15 protein-coding genes and 2 pseudogenes are annotated in these 15,453 nt (G+C 67.6%); 13 read left to right on the top strand and 4 right to left on the bottom strand.

Translation table 11 applies throughout. From position 1 onward, the window contains the following. Window positions 1-854 precede the first annotated feature (854 nt). From AB0N06_RS23155 to AB0N06_RS23135, 5 genes and pseudogenes are all read left to right on the top strand, one after another. Window positions 855-962, top strand: a pseudogene (locus AB0N06_RS23155) (site-specific integrase); the annotation flags it as partial. Window positions 963-1,089: 127 nt separating this feature from the next. Next, window positions 1,090-1,428, top strand: a complete 339-nt coding sequence (locus AB0N06_RS23150; protein ID WP_366136583.1) for a hypothetical protein — start codon at window positions 1,090-1,092, stop codon at window positions 1,426-1,428. Window positions 1,429-1,443: 15 nt separating this feature from the next. Then, on the top strand, window positions 1,444-1,995 hold the full coding sequence (locus tag AB0N06_RS23145; RefSeq protein ID WP_366136582.1) for a hypothetical protein: 552 nt from the start codon (window positions 1,444-1,446) through the stop codon (window positions 1,993-1,995). 59 nt (window positions 1,996-2,054) lie between these two features. After that, a complete protein-coding gene (locus tag AB0N06_RS23140; RefSeq protein WP_366136581.1) occupies window positions 2,055-2,291 on the top strand; it encodes a recombinase in 237 nt (78 codons plus the stop codon). Window positions 2,292-2,363: 72 nt separating this feature from the next. Further along, complete coding sequence (locus AB0N06_RS23135) at window positions 2,364-2,873, top strand: GNAT family N-acetyltransferase (RefSeq protein ID WP_366136580.1); 510 nt, start codon at window positions 2,364-2,366, stop codon at window positions 2,871-2,873. Window positions 2,874-3,083: 210 nt separating this feature from the next. Here the strand turns inward: AB0N06_RS23135 and AB0N06_RS23130 are convergent, their stop codons facing one another. Beyond that, a complete protein-coding gene (locus AB0N06_RS23130; protein WP_366136579.1) occupies window positions 3,084-4,136 on the bottom strand; it encodes an IS630 family transposase in 1,053 nt (350 codons plus the stop codon). Window positions 4,137-4,214: 78 nt separating this feature from the next. On the opposite strand from AB0N06_RS23130, the gene AB0N06_RS23125 reads away from it, so the two are divergent. The 4 genes from AB0N06_RS23125 to AB0N06_RS23110 are packed head-to-tail and all read left to right on the top strand — an operon-like array spanning window position 4,215 to window position 6,351. Continuing rightward, window positions 4,215-4,544 carry a hypothetical protein gene (locus tag AB0N06_RS23125; protein ID WP_366136578.1) on the top strand — a complete coding sequence of 110 codons (330 nt, stop codon included), beginning with the start codon at window positions 4,215-4,217 and terminating at the stop codon, window positions 4,542-4,544. A gap of 31 nt (window positions 4,545-4,575) precedes the next feature. After that, a complete protein-coding gene (locus AB0N06_RS23120) occupies window positions 4,576-4,890 on the top strand; it encodes a hypothetical protein (protein ID WP_366136577.1) in 315 nt (104 codons plus the stop codon). Further along, entirely contained in the window at window positions 4,794-5,408 is a 615-nt protein-coding gene (locus AB0N06_RS23115; protein WP_366136575.1) for a TetR family transcriptional regulator, read from the top strand. The genes AB0N06_RS23120 and AB0N06_RS23115 overlap by 97 nt, the downstream gene beginning before the upstream one ends. Window position 5,409: 1 nt before the next feature. Next, window positions 5,410-6,351: a hypothetical protein gene (locus AB0N06_RS23110; RefSeq protein ID WP_366136574.1), complete on the top strand. Its 942-nt coding sequence runs from the start codon at window positions 5,410-5,412 to the stop codon at window positions 6,349-6,351. A gap of 84 nt (window positions 6,352-6,435) precedes the next feature. Here AB0N06_RS23110 and AB0N06_RS23105 read toward each other — a convergent pair whose 3' ends face one another. Together AB0N06_RS23105 and AB0N06_RS23100 are read right to left on the bottom strand one after the other, a co-directional pair. Continuing rightward, window positions 6,436-6,906, bottom strand: coding sequence for an SsgA family sporulation/cell division regulator (locus AB0N06_RS23105; protein ID WP_366136573.1), 471 nt, complete (start codon window positions 6,904-6,906; stop codon window positions 6,436-6,438). Between the two features lie 351 nt (window positions 6,907-7,257). After that, window positions 7,258-8,790, bottom strand: a pseudogene (locus AB0N06_RS23100) (ATP-binding protein); the annotation flags it as partial. 647 nt (window positions 8,791-9,437) lie between these two features. Here AB0N06_RS23100 and AB0N06_RS23095 point away from each other — a divergent pair. Next, complete coding sequence (locus AB0N06_RS23095) at window positions 9,438-10,748, top strand: transposase (RefSeq protein ID WP_366136572.1); 1,311 nt, start codon at window positions 9,438-9,440, stop codon at window positions 10,746-10,748. Window positions 10,749-10,838: 90 nt separating this feature from the next. On the opposite strand, the gene AB0N06_RS23090 is transcribed toward AB0N06_RS23095, so the two are convergent. Next, the gene (locus AB0N06_RS23090; protein ID WP_366136571.1) at window positions 10,839-12,053 is read right to left on the bottom strand and encodes an MFS transporter; all 1,215 of its coding nucleotides are present in this window, start codon (window positions 12,051-12,053) and stop codon (window positions 10,839-10,841) included. A gap of 303 nt (window positions 12,054-12,356) precedes the next feature. Here AB0N06_RS23090 and AB0N06_RS23085 point away from each other — a divergent pair, with 303 nt between their 5' ends. From AB0N06_RS23085 to AB0N06_RS23075, 3 genes are read left to right on the top strand one after another with little or no spacing between them, the layout of a single operon-like run. Continuing rightward, window positions 12,357-13,283 (top strand): recombinase family protein, encoded by a 927-nt coding sequence (locus AB0N06_RS23085; protein WP_366136570.1) that lies wholly within the window; start codon window positions 12,357-12,359, stop codon window positions 13,281-13,283. Beyond that, window positions 13,175-14,941: an RHS repeat-associated core domain-containing protein gene (locus AB0N06_RS23080; protein ID WP_366136616.1), complete on the top strand. Its 1,767-nt coding sequence runs from the start codon at window positions 13,175-13,177 to the stop codon at window positions 14,939-14,941. The genes AB0N06_RS23085 and AB0N06_RS23080 overlap by 109 nt, the downstream gene beginning before the upstream one ends. Next, a complete protein-coding gene (locus tag AB0N06_RS23075) occupies window positions 14,938-15,276 on the top strand; it encodes a hypothetical protein (RefSeq protein WP_366136569.1) in 339 nt (112 codons plus the stop codon). The genes AB0N06_RS23080 and AB0N06_RS23075 overlap by 4 nt, the downstream gene beginning before the upstream one ends. Window positions 15,277-15,453 lie beyond the last annotated feature (177 nt).

Raw genomic sequence — 15,453 nt, 5'->3', positions numbered from 1 at the left:
AAGATCACCGTAGAGACTCCGCCGCAGTCAATCCGGCATTTACTGCGGCACCACCCTGACGCACTATCAGGCACGCCGGAAGTCCGATAAGCGGAGCTCGAAACGGAACCGCCGCCACCGCCAATCGCTGTACCGCCAGCCCTCGCCCCCGGTCCAGCCCCGAGCATCACTCAGCGCTACATGTCCGCTCGTCGTAGCTATACGAGAACAGGTCCCAGTAGCGTCGCCTCGGCGCTGTTGCCCGAGGAAATTCAGACGATGCGTCCGACAGCGGTGACCGCCGTGGCCGAGGCCACCGCGAACCCCGGGATCCTGCTCGAGCTCACGCGTTTCCCCTCCGGTTCGCCCGTGACGCGATGCCGTGACGGGTGCAGGCATCCAGTTTGCCGGGTCCGGCAGTTGGATCTGTCGTGACGGGACGACAGAAGCCATGGTGCAGCAGGTGTGGAGACTCAGATGCGGTGACCGCACACATGTGACTGAACCATCGCACCTCTCCGACTCGTGCAAGTGGAGGATGCACATCGGTCGGTGACCATGGCGCGGAAAGGCTGGTCTTCTTGCACGTCCAAGGAACTGACGCACGAGGTTCTCGCGCCGTCGAAGCCCTGAGCCCGTGGACCCGGCCGTGGTCCGCTTCCTCCCCGGCGGGCGCGCTGTGCGGCGCGGCTGTCCGGTCGTCGGAAATGAAATGAGTGGCGCGGCCGGCCTCACATCGGGGAAGGGTGCGAGGACGGCCGCCCGTTCCTGCGGCCGGGCCAGCCATTGATCATCCTGACCGCAGGAGTTCTTCTATAAGGCAACGGGGCAGGCCCCGCGGCGGGTTCAGCGGAGGAACGAGAAACTCGGGCAGGAGACCGCGCCGGACAGTCGCGGACGACGAGATCGGCGAAGCCCTCGAACTGCTCTGGTGCACCGCGGCGGTCAACACCTGGAACTCCCGCCGCGCCGGGGTGCTGTCCTGCCGAGACGATCGAGGCCCACCGGGCGTTCATCGCCCGCCGACGGGCCTCCCGTCCCGGCGAGGAGTACCGGGTCCCGACAGAGGATGAGTGGGACGCCTTCCTCGCCCACTTCGAGAAGCGGAAGGTGTCCATCGGCACCTGCGCACGCGCCTTCGGATCCCCCTGCATCCATGAGCACGCTTGTGTCAGGTGCTCGCTCCTCCGGCCTGATCCAGCCCAACGGTCACGGCTGACCGACATCCGCGACAACCTGATCGCCCGGATCACTGAGGCCGAGCGCGAAGGCTGGCTCGGCGAGGTCGAGGGCCTGCAGGTCAGCCTTGCCGGCGCCCAGGACAAGCTGGCTCAGCTCGATCCCGAAGCGGCCCGTCGATCGACGGCCGTCAGCCTCGGCATACCGACGTTCGGCCAGGTCGCCACACGGACTGAAAACCCGACCCCGATCCCTGGCCCGAGAGGCTGACCTTAGGCTTTGGCCATGCTTCTGATCTACGGCGGCGAGACCACTGCCGACGCGCCCGCGCCGCGCACCGGCGGAGTCCCGCTGGTCCCGGGTGAATTCGTCTGGCCGATGTGCTGCGAGTGCGGTGGGGCGATGCAGTTCCTCGCCCATCTCCCCCTCGACATCGGCGTGGTCGCGGCGTTCTTCTGCCAGAACGATCCTGGGATGTGCGACGACTGGGACGCCGCTGCTGGCGCCAATCGCGCCTACCTGTTCTCCGGTGAGCTCATCCCGGCTGTTGTCCCGACCGAGGGCGAGACGCTTTTGGGCGCCGTCACCGCTCTGCGTTTCCATCCCACTGACGAACCCACGGAGGAGCCGGTCCTCGGACGGGTGGGCGGCGAGCCTGACTGGATCCAGGGTGACGAGACTCCCGACTGTCCCTCGTGCGCCACCCGCATGACGTTCACGGCCGAGCTGGAGGAGGGCCACGATTTTGCCACCTCGGCGAACTTCGGCGGCGGGGGCCGCGGTTACCTTTTCAACTGTCAGCCCTGCCGTCAGGCCGCGTTCCTTTGGCAGCGCTGAGAGCCGTCCCAAGAGCCATGCTGATTGCGTAGTTCAGAGAAGCCTGCATCCGCTGCCCGATGCTGAGCATCAACCCGAAGATGCTGCCCCGCCTGGATGAACTGGAGGAAGACCTGCTTGCCCGCCGCGAGCGCGCGGTCGCCGAGGACTGGCGGGGTGAGATCGACGGACTCGATCTCACCCTCACCTTCCTGCGCAGCAAGCGCGAGCAGGCCCGCCGTTTCCAGCGAAGTGGCCCGGTCTCGCTCGGGCTTCCCGTCGTCCCACATCAGAAGTCCCAGCTCACAGGAGGGTGAGGGGAGCGCAGGCCCCAACGGTGCGGGCTGCGTGATGACATTGGACAATCGCTGCCAACCAGGAGGCACAGAATGCTGTTGCGCAATGTGGTCCTTGACGATGTCGACGCATATATCCGGATGCGATGCGATCCCGACATGATGAAAGATCTCGGGGGTCCCCTGCCGCGAGAAGGCATGGATGAGAAGGTGCAGCGCGATGTCCGCCGAGCTGCCGAGGACACCGCCTGGACCAAAATGATCATCCCCGAAGCAGCTGACCCCTCGGCCGTCGCCGGAACTGTCTCGCTGTGGTCCCACGAAGCCGACGACCATCACATCTCCGAGATCGGTTGGATGGTCCTGCCCGCCTTCCAAGGCCAGGGCTACGGCAAGCGAGCCGTGCGGGCACTGCTTGAGATGGCCAAGGAGGACGGCCGCTGGGGACTCATCCACGCCTTCCCCGCAACCAGCAACCTGCCTTCCAATGGCATCTGCCGAGCTGTCGGCTTCACGTTCGTTGAAGAACAGAGCCTGGAGTTCGCCGGTCGAGTTCTGGACACAAATCACTGGATCATCCACCCACGCACTGATTTGGCTTGACCATCACCGAGCCGTTGGTGCAGAGAAGGAGGAGATCTCGGCGTTCGCGCTGGGGCGGGTGAACCTGTCCCGGGTGCCGGTGAACCGGCTGTCCACGCTGGCCCGGTACGGGCAGCTGAGCAAGGCGCAGACGATCGAGCGGGCGCCGGAGCCGCGGCGGACCGCCCCGTTGACGGCGGTAGTGCTGCTCCGCAGAAGTTCGTGGAGGGGTCAGGCCGCTTCCTTGAGCGGGGTGCCCTCGTAGGTCCAGCGGAAGGGGCGGGCGTGTTCGTTGCGCTGGATCATCCAGGTGTCCATCTTTTCGATCAGGTCGGCCCGGCTGGTGAAGTCGCCGTGCCGTAGGACAGCGCGCGTCATCGCGGAGAAGACGAGTTCGACCTGGTTGAGCCAGGAGGCGTGGGGCGGGGTCCAGTGGACGTGCCAGCGCGGGTGGGCGGCGAGCCACGCTTTGGTGTGTCTGGCGGTGTGCGAGGAGCCGTTGTCGAGGACGACGTGGATGTCCTTGCCACGTGGCAGGAGCCGGTCGAGCCGGTCCAGGAAGGCGGTGAAGGTCACGGCGTTGTTCCGCTGGATGGTTTCGATCAGGGTCTGCCCGGTGGTGACTTCGAGCGCGGCGACGACCGAGGCGGTGCCATGGCGGCGGTACTCGAACTCGTGCCGGGCCGCCCGGCCTGGTCGGGCGGGTCGGGAGGGGTGGCGGCGCTCGCGGGCCTGGACCGCGGTCTTCTCGTCGACAGACAGCACGATCGCCCCGGTCGGCGGGTTGCGGTAGAGCTCGCAGATGTCCTTGACGCGCTCCCAGAAGTCGGGGGTGTCGCGGCGGGTGAGCCAGCCGCGTACCTTGTGCGGCTTGAGGTCCAGGTCGGCGAGGATCCTGCCGACGTGGGAGGCGGAGATCGGTGCGAACACGGTGCCCGCGACCTGGGCGGCGATGGACGCGTGGGTCCAGGCCGCGGCGGGGCCGACCGGGGCGCTGGTGGCTGCGGCGACCACCGCAACGCGCACCAGGTCGTCGTAGCGGCGAGGCCGGCCGGAGCGGGCGGCGTCCTTGAGACCGTCCAGGCCCAGCGCGGCAAACCGCCCGCGCCATTTGCGTACCGTGTTCACGTTCACAGCCAACCGGCGTGCGATCGCTGCGTTGCCCACCCCGGTGGCTGCTGCCAGCACGATCTTGGCCCGAAGGACTTGCCGGACCTGCCCCTTCGCCGAGGAAGCCATCCGCTCCAGCGCACCGCGTGTCACCTCGTCCACCGTCACAGACACCGCCACACACCCTCCCGAACCCTCCGTCACGAGCAGTGATCATGGCGAAGGGCCGGCCGGGACGGCAGGATGGGGGCCGTGCCGAAGAACCCGCCCGAGTCCATGCAGCACCACCTGCGCCAGAGGCTGAACGCCCGCGCCAGCCAGCGCTGGCCACAGCTGGCCCAGGTCCAGGTCCGCTTCCGGGCCGGATTCGCCTATGTGGACGGCGAGTTGAAGAACGGCGAACAGCTGCCGCTGTGCCGCCTGCGCTTCGCCGGCGTGCTGCACTCCTGGGGCTTCGCTCTCTACCTCGCCAGCCGAGGCGGCTACGAAGACAACGTGCTACCCAGCGGCCTCCCCGTCGGCAGCCCCGAGGAATGCCTGGACTGCGCCTGCGGTCTCTACCTCGATAGTCCGGCGGCCTGACCCCTCCACGAACTTCTGCGGAGCAGCAGTAGTGCGTCAGTTGGAGGCGCAAGCGGTCGATGACGCGCTGGACCTGTTTGCGGTGCTGATGGCGAACCGGCTGATCAGCCCGGCGCGGCGGACGTCGGACCGGGAGCGGCTGGACGTCGACTTCGCCCCGCTGCGCGAGCAGGGCCTGACCACCGCTGGCCTTCCGCCCCATATCCGTACCAGGTTTGATTCTGAACTGAGTCTGGTTATTGTTTCCGCATGGCAGGGCTTCGCGAGCGCAAGAAGGAACAGACGAAGCAGCGGATCACCGCTGTGGCATTGCAGCTGTTCGCCGAACGCGGCTTCGATGCCGTGACGGTCAGTGAAATCGCCGAGGCCGCCGAAGTCGCCAAGGCCACCCTCTTCACGTACTTCCCCAGCAAGGAGTCGCTCGCGCTGCAGGGCGTGGGACAGGAGAACTTGGCCGAGATCGTCGCCCGGCGGCCGACAGGGCACTGCCCGCTCCAGGCGCTGCGGGCCCACTACGAGACGTTCGCAGCCAGGCAGATGGCAGCGATGGACCAGGGCGAAGTGCTCGCCCAGATGCGCGTGATCTTCGACAGCCCCGCGCTCAGCGGAGCCGCGAACGCCCTGCTCTACCAGCAACGCCGGGCGCTCGCCGAGGTACTGGCGGAGGAGTACGGAAAGGCGGCGGCCGCACTGATGGCGGCTCAAATCGCTGCGACTGTGCTCACCCTCCAGGAGTCCTTCTTCCACCTCCTGGCCGGGGGTGCATCGCCACAGGAAGCGGTCCGTGCCCTGGCCAAGGACACCGAGCTCGCCTTCGCCTTGCTGGAGCACGGCCACCTGAAGCATCACCTGAAGGGGCAGTGACGTGCGCGCACGGGGCATCAACTACGACACCGGGTTTCTCCCCGGACAGGACCTCTCCCGCAAGACCTTCACCCACGAAACGGTCCAGCATGACATGGCGGTGATATCCGACGAGCTGCACTGCGATGCCGTACGAGTCTCCGGCCGTGACCCCGAACGGCTGAGCATCGCCGCCCGCTATGCGGCGGCCGCCGGTCTCGAGGTGTGGTTCGCCCCGTTCCCCGTCGACCTGCCCGCCGACCATCTGGTGCCGTTCTTCGCCGACTGTGCGCGCCTGGCTGAAGCCGTACGAAGGAGCGGCGCCGAAGTGGTGTTCGTCGCGGGCTGCGAGATGAGCGCGTTTTGCGGCGGCTTCATCCCGGGCGACACCTACGGCGACCGGCTGCGGGCCATGGCTGATGCCGACATGGAGTGGTGGAACGGCCTCGGGCCCATGCAAAAGCGTCTCAACGCCTTCCTCGCACGAACCGCCGAGACGGTGCGCGCCCACTTCGGCGGCCGCATCACTTATGCCTCGGCCCCTTGGGAGTTCGTTGACTGGCGTCCATTCGACCTTGTCGGCATCGACGCCTACCGGGCGGCGTACAACGTCGACACCTTCCGGTCCGAGCTGCGCAGACACCTCGCACACGGCAAGCCCGTCGCGGTGACCGAGTACGGAACCTGCGCCTACAGGGGCGCGGGCGAACGCGGCGGCTCGGCCTGGCAGGTGCCGCACGACGCGGTGCCGGACGAGGACGAGCAGGTCCGCTACCTCACCGAGCTCCTGGACATTTTCGAGGAGGAAGGGGTGGACACCGCACTCTGGTTCACCTTCGCCGGTTACAGCAGGCCGGGAGACGCGGACCTCGGCTCCTACGGCGTGGTCCGCATGCTCGACGAGACCCGTTGGGAACCGAAGAAGGTGTTCCGCGCGATGGCGGCCAGGCACCGCCGAGGCTGAAGGGCAGGACACTCGCCGCCGACTGCGCCAACGGTCGCGCGACGAGAACCTGTCGCCTACCCAAGGCGTGATCGGTCCACGCGGTCAGTCGGACTGCGCTCCGTGAGCCGGCAGCAGGTCCGCGGTGGCGACGTCCCAGTCGATCCGGGCGAGCTCATGACCCGCGGGAACGAGCTCGTAGGTGTACTCCAGCCACTCTGCCAGTGGAGCCACGGGCATCTCGAACAGAGCCGCCATGTCACCCGAGGCCAGCTGAAGCCACGCGGTCGCCCGATCCTCCAGGTTCGACGGCCACATCTGAACGTCGCCGAGGCCGCTTATCGAGTACAGCCCCTGCTGAAGGAGGTCACGCCCGATACGCCACAGGACACGCGGGCCGCCTTCAATGAGGAACTCTACGCACACGACCAGGGGCGACTTCGGAGTGAAGTGGAATTCCGCCCTGATCGCCTGCCGCGCGTGGACGTCCAGCACGCGTTCGATGTCCAAGATCAGCCCGGGGCGGTCGTGCGGCGCCGTTCGGGGAGCCTGGACACCTGGATGGTTGGCGCTCATGAAGGGTAGATCCTTCCCGGTGGCGAATGCTGGTTCGACCTACTCTCGCCGCCGCGGGATCGTCGTACATAAGTAACCTGACCGTCCGACAGCGCCCGGGGTGACGGTGATCGTCGTGAGGAACGGCCGGTATCCGGACGGTCGTCCGCCTTGGGTCATCTCAGTTCTGGGCGCCTTCGCGCAGAGCCGAAGCCTGTGCCCCGCCGCAGGTCGCCCACATTAAGTCATTCGACTGTCGCCTCCGGCTCATGCCTGGACGACCCTGAGACCGTCGCCCGTGTGATGGTGCCGGGTGGTCGCCCTGCTCGGAGGAACTAGCCGTGAACCGTACTCCCGTCGTCTTCATCCATGGTGCGTCCGCTCCCACGCGGCCCCGTCGCTGGCGTACTGGTTGATGGCCAGCAGCAGGTCGATCAGGCGCGTGAGCACTTCGTTCGGCTCCCGCACCCCGTCGTCGCGCATGCTCTCGATCGCCGCGAAGACCTGGCGCTGCGAGGACCGTACGTCCCCGTCCTCGAAGAGCGCGACATAGCCGGACGCGATCACGGAGGCCGGGGAATGATGGCTGCCGGACCCGGTGTCCGAGCCGATCAGCTGCTGGACCTGGTCCAGCAGGCCCGCGTGGCCTGCGATGTACGCCGCGCCGCCCAGCCGCCTGGACCGTTCCTCGTGGCTCTCGCTCAGCTCCGCGGCACGGGTCAGCCAGGCGACGGCGGCCAGTGCGCCACCCCGCCGGGTGGCAGAGTCGGCTGCGGCTTCCAGTACGGCAGCGACCTCCTCGTCAGGGTCGACAGTTGCGGCTCCCAGGTGCGTGGCACGCCGTTCCATGTCATCACAGTGCACGCGGGCGAGAACAGCATGAGCCGTGCGCCGCTCATTGGGGGTTGCCATCTGAACAACAGTCGATCGCACCAAGGGGTGGCGGAAGACGAAGTCGCCGCTCAGTGGGCCGATGTCCAGCAGGCCGCAGGCTGCGGCCTCGTCGGCGTCCACCATGCGATAGCGCGTGCCCCGTGTGTGATCGGCTGCCGTGCCCGCTCCGACGCCGTCCAGGGCGCCGCGCAGCAACTCAGCGCGCACGACGTTGCCGAGAGCCTCGATGCGTGCGCCGTACACGTGCTGCAGGCGCAGAGGCAGCGGAACACCGGTGTACCCGAACAGTTCCTCGGGGTTGCGTCCCGCCCGGCCGCCGCGCACGTAGGGCGGCAGTTCCAGCAGGGCCAACGGATTGCCCTGGGCCTCGTCCAGCACCAGACGGCGGATCTGGGGATCAAGCCCGGGGTGGTGCATGTCCAGGAGTTGTTCGGAGGCTTTCTCCGACAGCGTGGTCACCGGCAGTTCGGACAGCGCGGCCGTGTCGAAGCCCGACGGCACGTCGGAGCGCAGCCCGACGACGAGCTTCACCGAACTGCCGGCGAGCCGGCGCCCCACGAACCCGCACACCTCGGTGCTGGCGGCGTCCAGCCACTGACCGTCGTCGAGTATCAGCAGCAGGGGTTGCTGTGAGGCTGCGAGCGAGAGCAGGTCGAGGACGGCGATGCCGAGGGTCATGACCGAGGGAGGTGTGCTCTCACCCCTGCCGAAGACGACGTCGAAAACCCTTTGGTGCACGTCGTCCAGCCGGTCTATGGAGGACAGCAGCGGGTACAGGAACTGGTGCAGGCCGGCGAACGGCAGCTCCGACTCGGCCTCAACACCGGCCGCCCTGATCACCCTGTGCTTCTCGCCCGAGGCGAGGTCGGCGAGATGGTTCAGCAGGGCGCTCTTGCCTACACCCGTGTCGCCTCGCAGGACGAGCGCTCGGCCCCCCGAGGCCGTTACGAAGTCGGACAGCACCTCCTGCTCGCGTTCGCGGCCAACCACGGTCCCGACGATCGACTCCATGGTCCCCCACTCCCTTCACTGCTGGACCAGCGCCTGGCCCGAACGCTGTAGCACCCCTGCGGGCGGATCGCCAGACCCATGGCGAGGGTATGTCGTGGCTCCGCTGCTCCGTGGCGGCGGCCGTCCCTCAACTCGCCCTCAGGGCTTCGGCAGGCGCTCTGAAACACCCGGCGAGTGGCTGCGCGCGTGATGGGCCGGTGACCGGCCCATCACATGCCGAATGCGGAACGGTCCTGTCGGAATAGTGGCTATTCCCGCCCGAGCTGAAGACTAGATGGCTCGAGTTTTTTCGTCACCTGGTATGGCCGAAAAAGTTCTTGTTGCTCGACCTTTCCTGGGTTTGAGCGTTCCGGCGGGAGACTTCTCTCGAGGTTCGCACTGATTGGTGCCCGCCCATGAACCCGCTGGGACGGAGTCTCCATACATGTGAGCTAATGTCATACATATCTGACCGATAGGCATGTGGGCACAGCAGGCGGAGCCGGGAAGTGCACCGCCAGGGGAGATGTAGGCATGGACTGGGTCGACCGAGGGCTGTGCCGAGCGCAGGCGGAACGGATGTTCGTCGAAGGTTCCGCCCAGAACGGGGGCGCGCCGAAGGGCAGCGCGCCTCAGCGAAGGCCCTGGAGCAGGAGATCAAGGCCCGGATGCCGGAGCGCTCCCTGCTCGGGATCATCTCCCGCACGGCGTACTGGGTGGAGTGGTGGCGTCGCTTCGGCCCCGCCTCGGGCAACGAGCCGAAGCTGAAAGACCCCTTCGGCCGGTACGTGATCACCACCTTCGTGAAGGGCACCAACATGGGCCCCTACGAGGCTGCCCGGCACATCCCCGGCGTGAGCGGGCACGAGCTGTCGCTGGCCGCGAACCGGCATTTCTCCATCCCGACGCTGAACGAGGCAATCGCCGACCTGGTCAACGCACACGCCCGCCTGGACATCTCGCAGGCGTGGGGCGACGGCTCCGCGGTCGCCGCGGACGGCACCCACATGGACACCTACCTCAACAACCTGCTGTCCGAGACGTCCGTGCGGTATGGCAAGCCGGGCGGCATCGCGTACCACCACATCTCCGACACCTACATCGCGCTGTTCACCCACTTCATCCCGTGCGGGGTGTGGGAGGCCGTCTACATCATCGAGGGCCTGCTGAAAAACACGTCCGAGGTGAAGCCGACCACCGTGCACGCAGATACGCAGGGCCAGAGCTTCCCTGTCTTCGCGCTCGCCCACCTGCTGGGCTTCGACCTGATGCCCAGGATCAGGAACTGGAAGGACCTGACCTTCTACCGGCCCACGAAGCGGACCGAGTACGTGCACATCGACGCCCTGTTCGGGGAGAGCGGCCGCAACGTCATCGACTTCGACCTGATCGAGTCCCAGTTCCGGCACCTGATGCGGGTGGCCGTCTCCGTGCGCGAGGGCGCCATCTCCTCCACGCTGCTGCTGCGGCGCCTGCGGGCCGGCTCCCGCAAGAACGCCACCTACACCGCGTTCCGCGAAGTCGGCCGCGTCATCCGCACCGTCCAGCTGCTGCGCTACCTCTCGGACGCCCCGCTGCGCCGGCGGGTGACCGCCGCGACGAACAAGGTCGAGGCGTTCAACGGCTTCTCCCAGTGGATCGGCTTCGGCAACGGCGGCGTCATCACCGACAACGACCCCGTCGAGCAGGAGAAGACCGCGAAATTCAACGCGCTGCTCACGAACGCGGTGATCTTCCACAACGCCCTGGACATCGCCGAGATCGTCCGCCAGCTCCAGGAGGAGGGCCACGTCATCGACCCCGAGGACCTGGCCCACATCTCGCCGTACCTGACCGAGCACGTCCGCCGCTTCGGCGAGTACTCCACCCATGAGCTCGGCCTCGTGCCCGAGGCGTACGACCCGCATCTGGACGTCGACTTCAGCCCGCTGCGCGGTGACGCCCCGCCCGCGCCGGACGGCTACGGTCAGGCGGCCTGACCACCCATGTCATGTCGCTACTCCAGCGGCCACGCGATGCACACACACTGTTCCATGCCACGCGGAAGGCTCCTGGCACCTACTCCCTGGTCATCTCGTCGCTTCCGCAGCAACGCCCGGCTGCGGCCGGGTCCGCATACCCCAGCGGGCAAGAGATGGGCCAGCAGCACCCAGCATTGCGAAGAACAACGCCAGCAGCAGCCAGCCCGCCGTGCCGAGGCCTAGCACCACCGTGGTGAGGATCGCAGGGGCAAGAGCCTGGCCCGCGTTGAAGCCGAGGCCGAGGACACCTTGGTACTGGCCCTGGGCATGGTCGGGGGCAAAACCGAAACCCAGGGCGAAGCACGCCGAGGACTCCCAGACCTCTCCCAGGCTATGGACGAAGATCGCCGCCAGGACCAGTCCTGCTGCCGCCCAGACAGGGGCGTACGCCGCCAGCGCCATCATCGGACAGCTGACGAGGAAGAGCAGCCCCGCAGTGCGAAACGCCCTGCCGCCGTCGTACGGGGTCTCGATACGGGAGCCGATCTTGGTCTGCATCAGTACGCAGAAGGCGGAATTGACTGCGAACAGCGCGGCCACCGTCCAACGCGGCGTTTCGGTGTGCTCGGAGATCCAGATCGGCAGGAGCAGGGAGACCACCGGGTACTGCAGTCCCATGGCCCCGTAGAGGGCGGTGAACGTCAGGAACGGACGGTCCGCGAAGACGAGCCAGCGCCGCTGCCGCGGCGGCGCTGCCAGCACCGGATAGCGGGGCAGCAGAAGCAGAAGCACCGCGCACAGGGCGAAGCTCGCCGCGTTGCCGAGAATCAGCGTGACATAGGCGCCGCGGGTGTCCGCGGCCAGCGCCAGCCCGGCACCCACCGTTCCCAGGACGACGCCCAGGTTGACGAAGGTGCGCAGCTTCGCCCGGAACATGGCCGGTCGCTCACCCCCGACCCGGGCCACCAGAGCCCCCCACGCCGCCCCTCCGACCGCCGCGGCGATCTGGTCGACCGTCGCGATGATCGTGAGCGCGGCCCAGCTCTCGACGAGGACGAGGGCCGCCATCGATACCGCCTGGACCGCGAGGGCCAGCATCATGATCACGCGTGCGCCGCGCCGGTCAGCGAGATGACCCCCAGGTATCCCCGCGCACAAGCCGATCACTCCGGCGATGGTGAGCGCGGCGCCGACCTGCACCGCAGGCAGGCCCACGACCAAGGTGAAATAGAGCGCCGACGCCGCGTTGAACAGACCATTGCCGACCCGGTTGACGAAACTGGCGGCGACCAGCACGCGCTCCGGCCCACTGTCCCCCGCCATCCGGCCTATTCGACCTGCCAAACCGCCCTTGATCATGGACCGCAGGCTAACAGCGCCGCAGAACCCGCCGCAGTCGTACGAAGATCGCGTGCCCTAACGGCGACGCAGGCCCCGACGCGTGTTCCATCCCCTGAAGGCCGGTGTCGGCAAACGAACGAATGACGACAGGCGCGCCGGGCGTCCAATGAACCCAGACTTTCCGGGGCCCGACGGCGGCGCCGATCCAATCAGATCCGATGGCGGATGATGACAGGGTTTGCTGACAGCTAGGGTCGACTGCGACCACCGAGAGCGGGGAGTGGCATGGCCAACCTGGTCTACAAACGGGTGTCGACGGACCAGCAGTCGACCGACCGGCAAAACCTCGTCCTAACCGAGGCCGGGATCGAAGACCCGGTCGTCTTCGAGGAACAGGCCGGCACCTCCAGCCGCCTCCACCCCCTTGAGCGGTCGAAGTTCGGCGAACTGCTCGCCTACGCCCGGCCAGGCGACACCGTGCACATCTCCGAGATGTTCCGCCTCGTACGCGGCACCGGGCACATCCTCGACGTGCTCGACGTCCTCCACCGCGACCAGGTCGCGCTGCGCATCCACGACGGCGCGTTCTCCGCCATGGACCTCACCGCCCGCCACCCCCGCACCGGCGAACTGCTGTCCACCGTGAAGTTCATGGTGCAGACCCTCGCCGCCGCCGGCGAACTCCAGCGCGACCTCCAGCGCGAGCTCACCTACGACGGACTGCGGGCCGCCGAGGCCAAGGGCAACAAGGGCGGGCGCCGCCCGGCCGTCCCGGCCGACAAGACCGACGCCGTGCGCACCGCGTACCTGGAGGGCCGCTCCATCGCCGCCCTCGCCCGCGACCACGCCGTCAGCCGCGGCGCCATCCGCACGGCCGTCGCCGATCTCCTGCCCGAATACACGGCCGCCGACCCAAGCGCCCCGGCCCCGGAGCTGTCGGTCGTCCTCGACATGCCCGGCAAGGTCGCCGACTTCCTCCGGGCCGCCGACCTGGAACCTGCCGAGCGCGTCGCGCTCGACCAAGGGGTGGCCGTACGACGCGGCCAGGGCTACACCCTGCGCGTCAGCGCCACCTCCGCGGTCCACCGCCAGCTCCTCATCCGCTGCCAGTCCCTCGACGGCACCCCGGGCGCCCCAGCGATCCCAGCTCAGCGCAAGGCGCGCCGCGAGTACGAGAACCGCGTCGCCGCCCTCGCGAGCAACACCCTGTAGCGAGTCCTCCGGTCTGCAAGATCATCCCGTGGCGGGTTTCTGGCGTATCTGGGTCATGCCCCAACTACACCGACGCCTCCGGCTCCACCACGACCACCACCTACGACAACCTCGACCGAACCGTCACCATCACCGACGGGGTCCCCTCCACCACCACCTACACCTACAACCACACCACTGAACCCCGCGGCCTGCCCACCACCATCACCGACTCCGTCGCCGGCGCCTTCACCGCCACCTACGACCCCGACGGCCGCACCACCCAGCAGACCCTCCCCGGCGGCTACACGGCGCGCACCCAGTACGACACCACGGGCACCGCCCTCGCACGCCTCTACACCCGCGACAGCGACGGCACTACCGTCTACTCCGACACTGCCACCTACTCCGCGCACAGCCAGGTCACCCGCCACACCGGCCGGACCACACAGGAGTTCACGTACGACGCCGTCGGCCGGCTCACCCGCACCGACGACACCGCACAGACCGAATGCACCCGCCGCACCTACACCCTCGACCAACGCTCCAACCGAACCGCCCAGACCACCGGCACCGCAGCCGGCGGCGCCGCCTGCTCCACCGCACCACAACCCAGCACCACCCACACCTACGACACCGCCGACCGCATCACCGATGCCGGCTACACCTACGACGACCTCGGCCGCACCCTGACCGTCCCCAATCACGGCACCATCGACTACTACGCCAACGACCTCGTCCGCCGCCAGACCAACGGCACCACCCGCCAGACCTGGACCCTCGACGCCGCCTTCCGCCACCAGAACTGGACCCTAGAGACCAGCGACGGCACCACCTGGACCACCACCGCCGGCAAGACCAACCACTACGCCGACGACAGCGACACACCCCGCTGGATCAGCGAGGACACCGTCACCGGGGCGCTGACCCGCAACGTCGACGGTCTCGACGGCAGCCTCACCGCCATCACCGCCAAGACCGGCGGCACCGTCCTTCAGCTCGCCAACCTCCACGGCGACATCGCCCTGCAACTGCCTGCGGACACCACACTGGCGCTGACAGTCCTCGACTACGACGAGTACGGTCACCCGCGCGCCGGCCAGGCGTCCGCCCGCTACGCGTGGCTCGGCGGCGCGCAGCGCTCGGACGACACTCCGTCCGGCCTGCTCCTGATGGGCGTGCGCCTCTACAATGCGGACACCGGCCGATTCCTGACCGTCGACCCCGTCCCCGGTGGCAGCGCCAACGCCTACGAGTACTGCAACGGCGACCCGGTCAACTGCTACGACCTCGACGGCCGTTTCGCGGCCGTGGCGGCGGTGGGATTCTTCGCGGTTGCCGACTGGTGGAACCCGCTCGGCTGGATCATTGGACTGCTCGCGGCCATCGGCATCACGGTGTACGCGGTCTACAAGGGCACGCAGTGGGTCGTTCACCGGCACGGGCACACGGAAAAGGCGGCCCCAGGAAACTCCCCGTACTGGAAGAAGCTGAGGCCGTACAAGGGCAAGACGAAAACCAACGGGAAGAACGGCAAGTCCCGCCGCTACTACGAATGGGACTACACCCACGGCGACATCGAGGTCTATGACTCCAAGGGAAGCCACCTCGGCAGCGCGGACCCCGAGGGCGGCCAGATCTACAAGCCCAAAGTGAAGGGACGGAAGATTAAGGTATGACCTTCATCGACGACGTTCTCCAGGGCCGGGCCACTATCGACGATTTCGACGCCTACAGCGAGGCGTGGAACGACTCGGAGGAGGATCTCGGAGAGTTCCACGATTACGCGGGGATGCTCTGGCCCGAGTACGCCCTGTGGGCAACGGACCACGATCACATCAGCGGCGATGACGTACTCGAATACGTGATCGCCGCTCGGCGACACAAGGTCGGGTTGCTCGACCACCTGCGCTCCGTGAAGGGCCAAGACCCCACGGCCGCAGAGATCTACCGCCTCTGCGGCTGGTGGGCCAAGGATTGGGAAGCGGTCTCCCAGCACTACAGGGAAGACTGACCCAACCTAGCCCCCTGGGTCTGGGACGGGCTGCACCAGCCTGGGCCATCAACAAGGTGAGAATCCTCTGGTCCAAGGCATCAAAGAAGTCCGGCAAAGAGACTGCGCGCGACATTCCGTCATGGGCACGTGGCAAGGGGAAGGAGGGAACGGAAACGACAAAGAAGGCCGTAGACC

Origin of the sequence: Streptomyces sp. NPDC051020, assembly GCF_040683105.1 — a bacterium.
GTDB lineage: Bacteria > Actinomycetota > Actinomycetes > Streptomycetales > Streptomycetaceae > Streptomyces.
The sequence above is the reverse complement of the archived record's forward strand: the minus strand, read 5'-3'. Positions and strand labels throughout refer to the sequence as shown.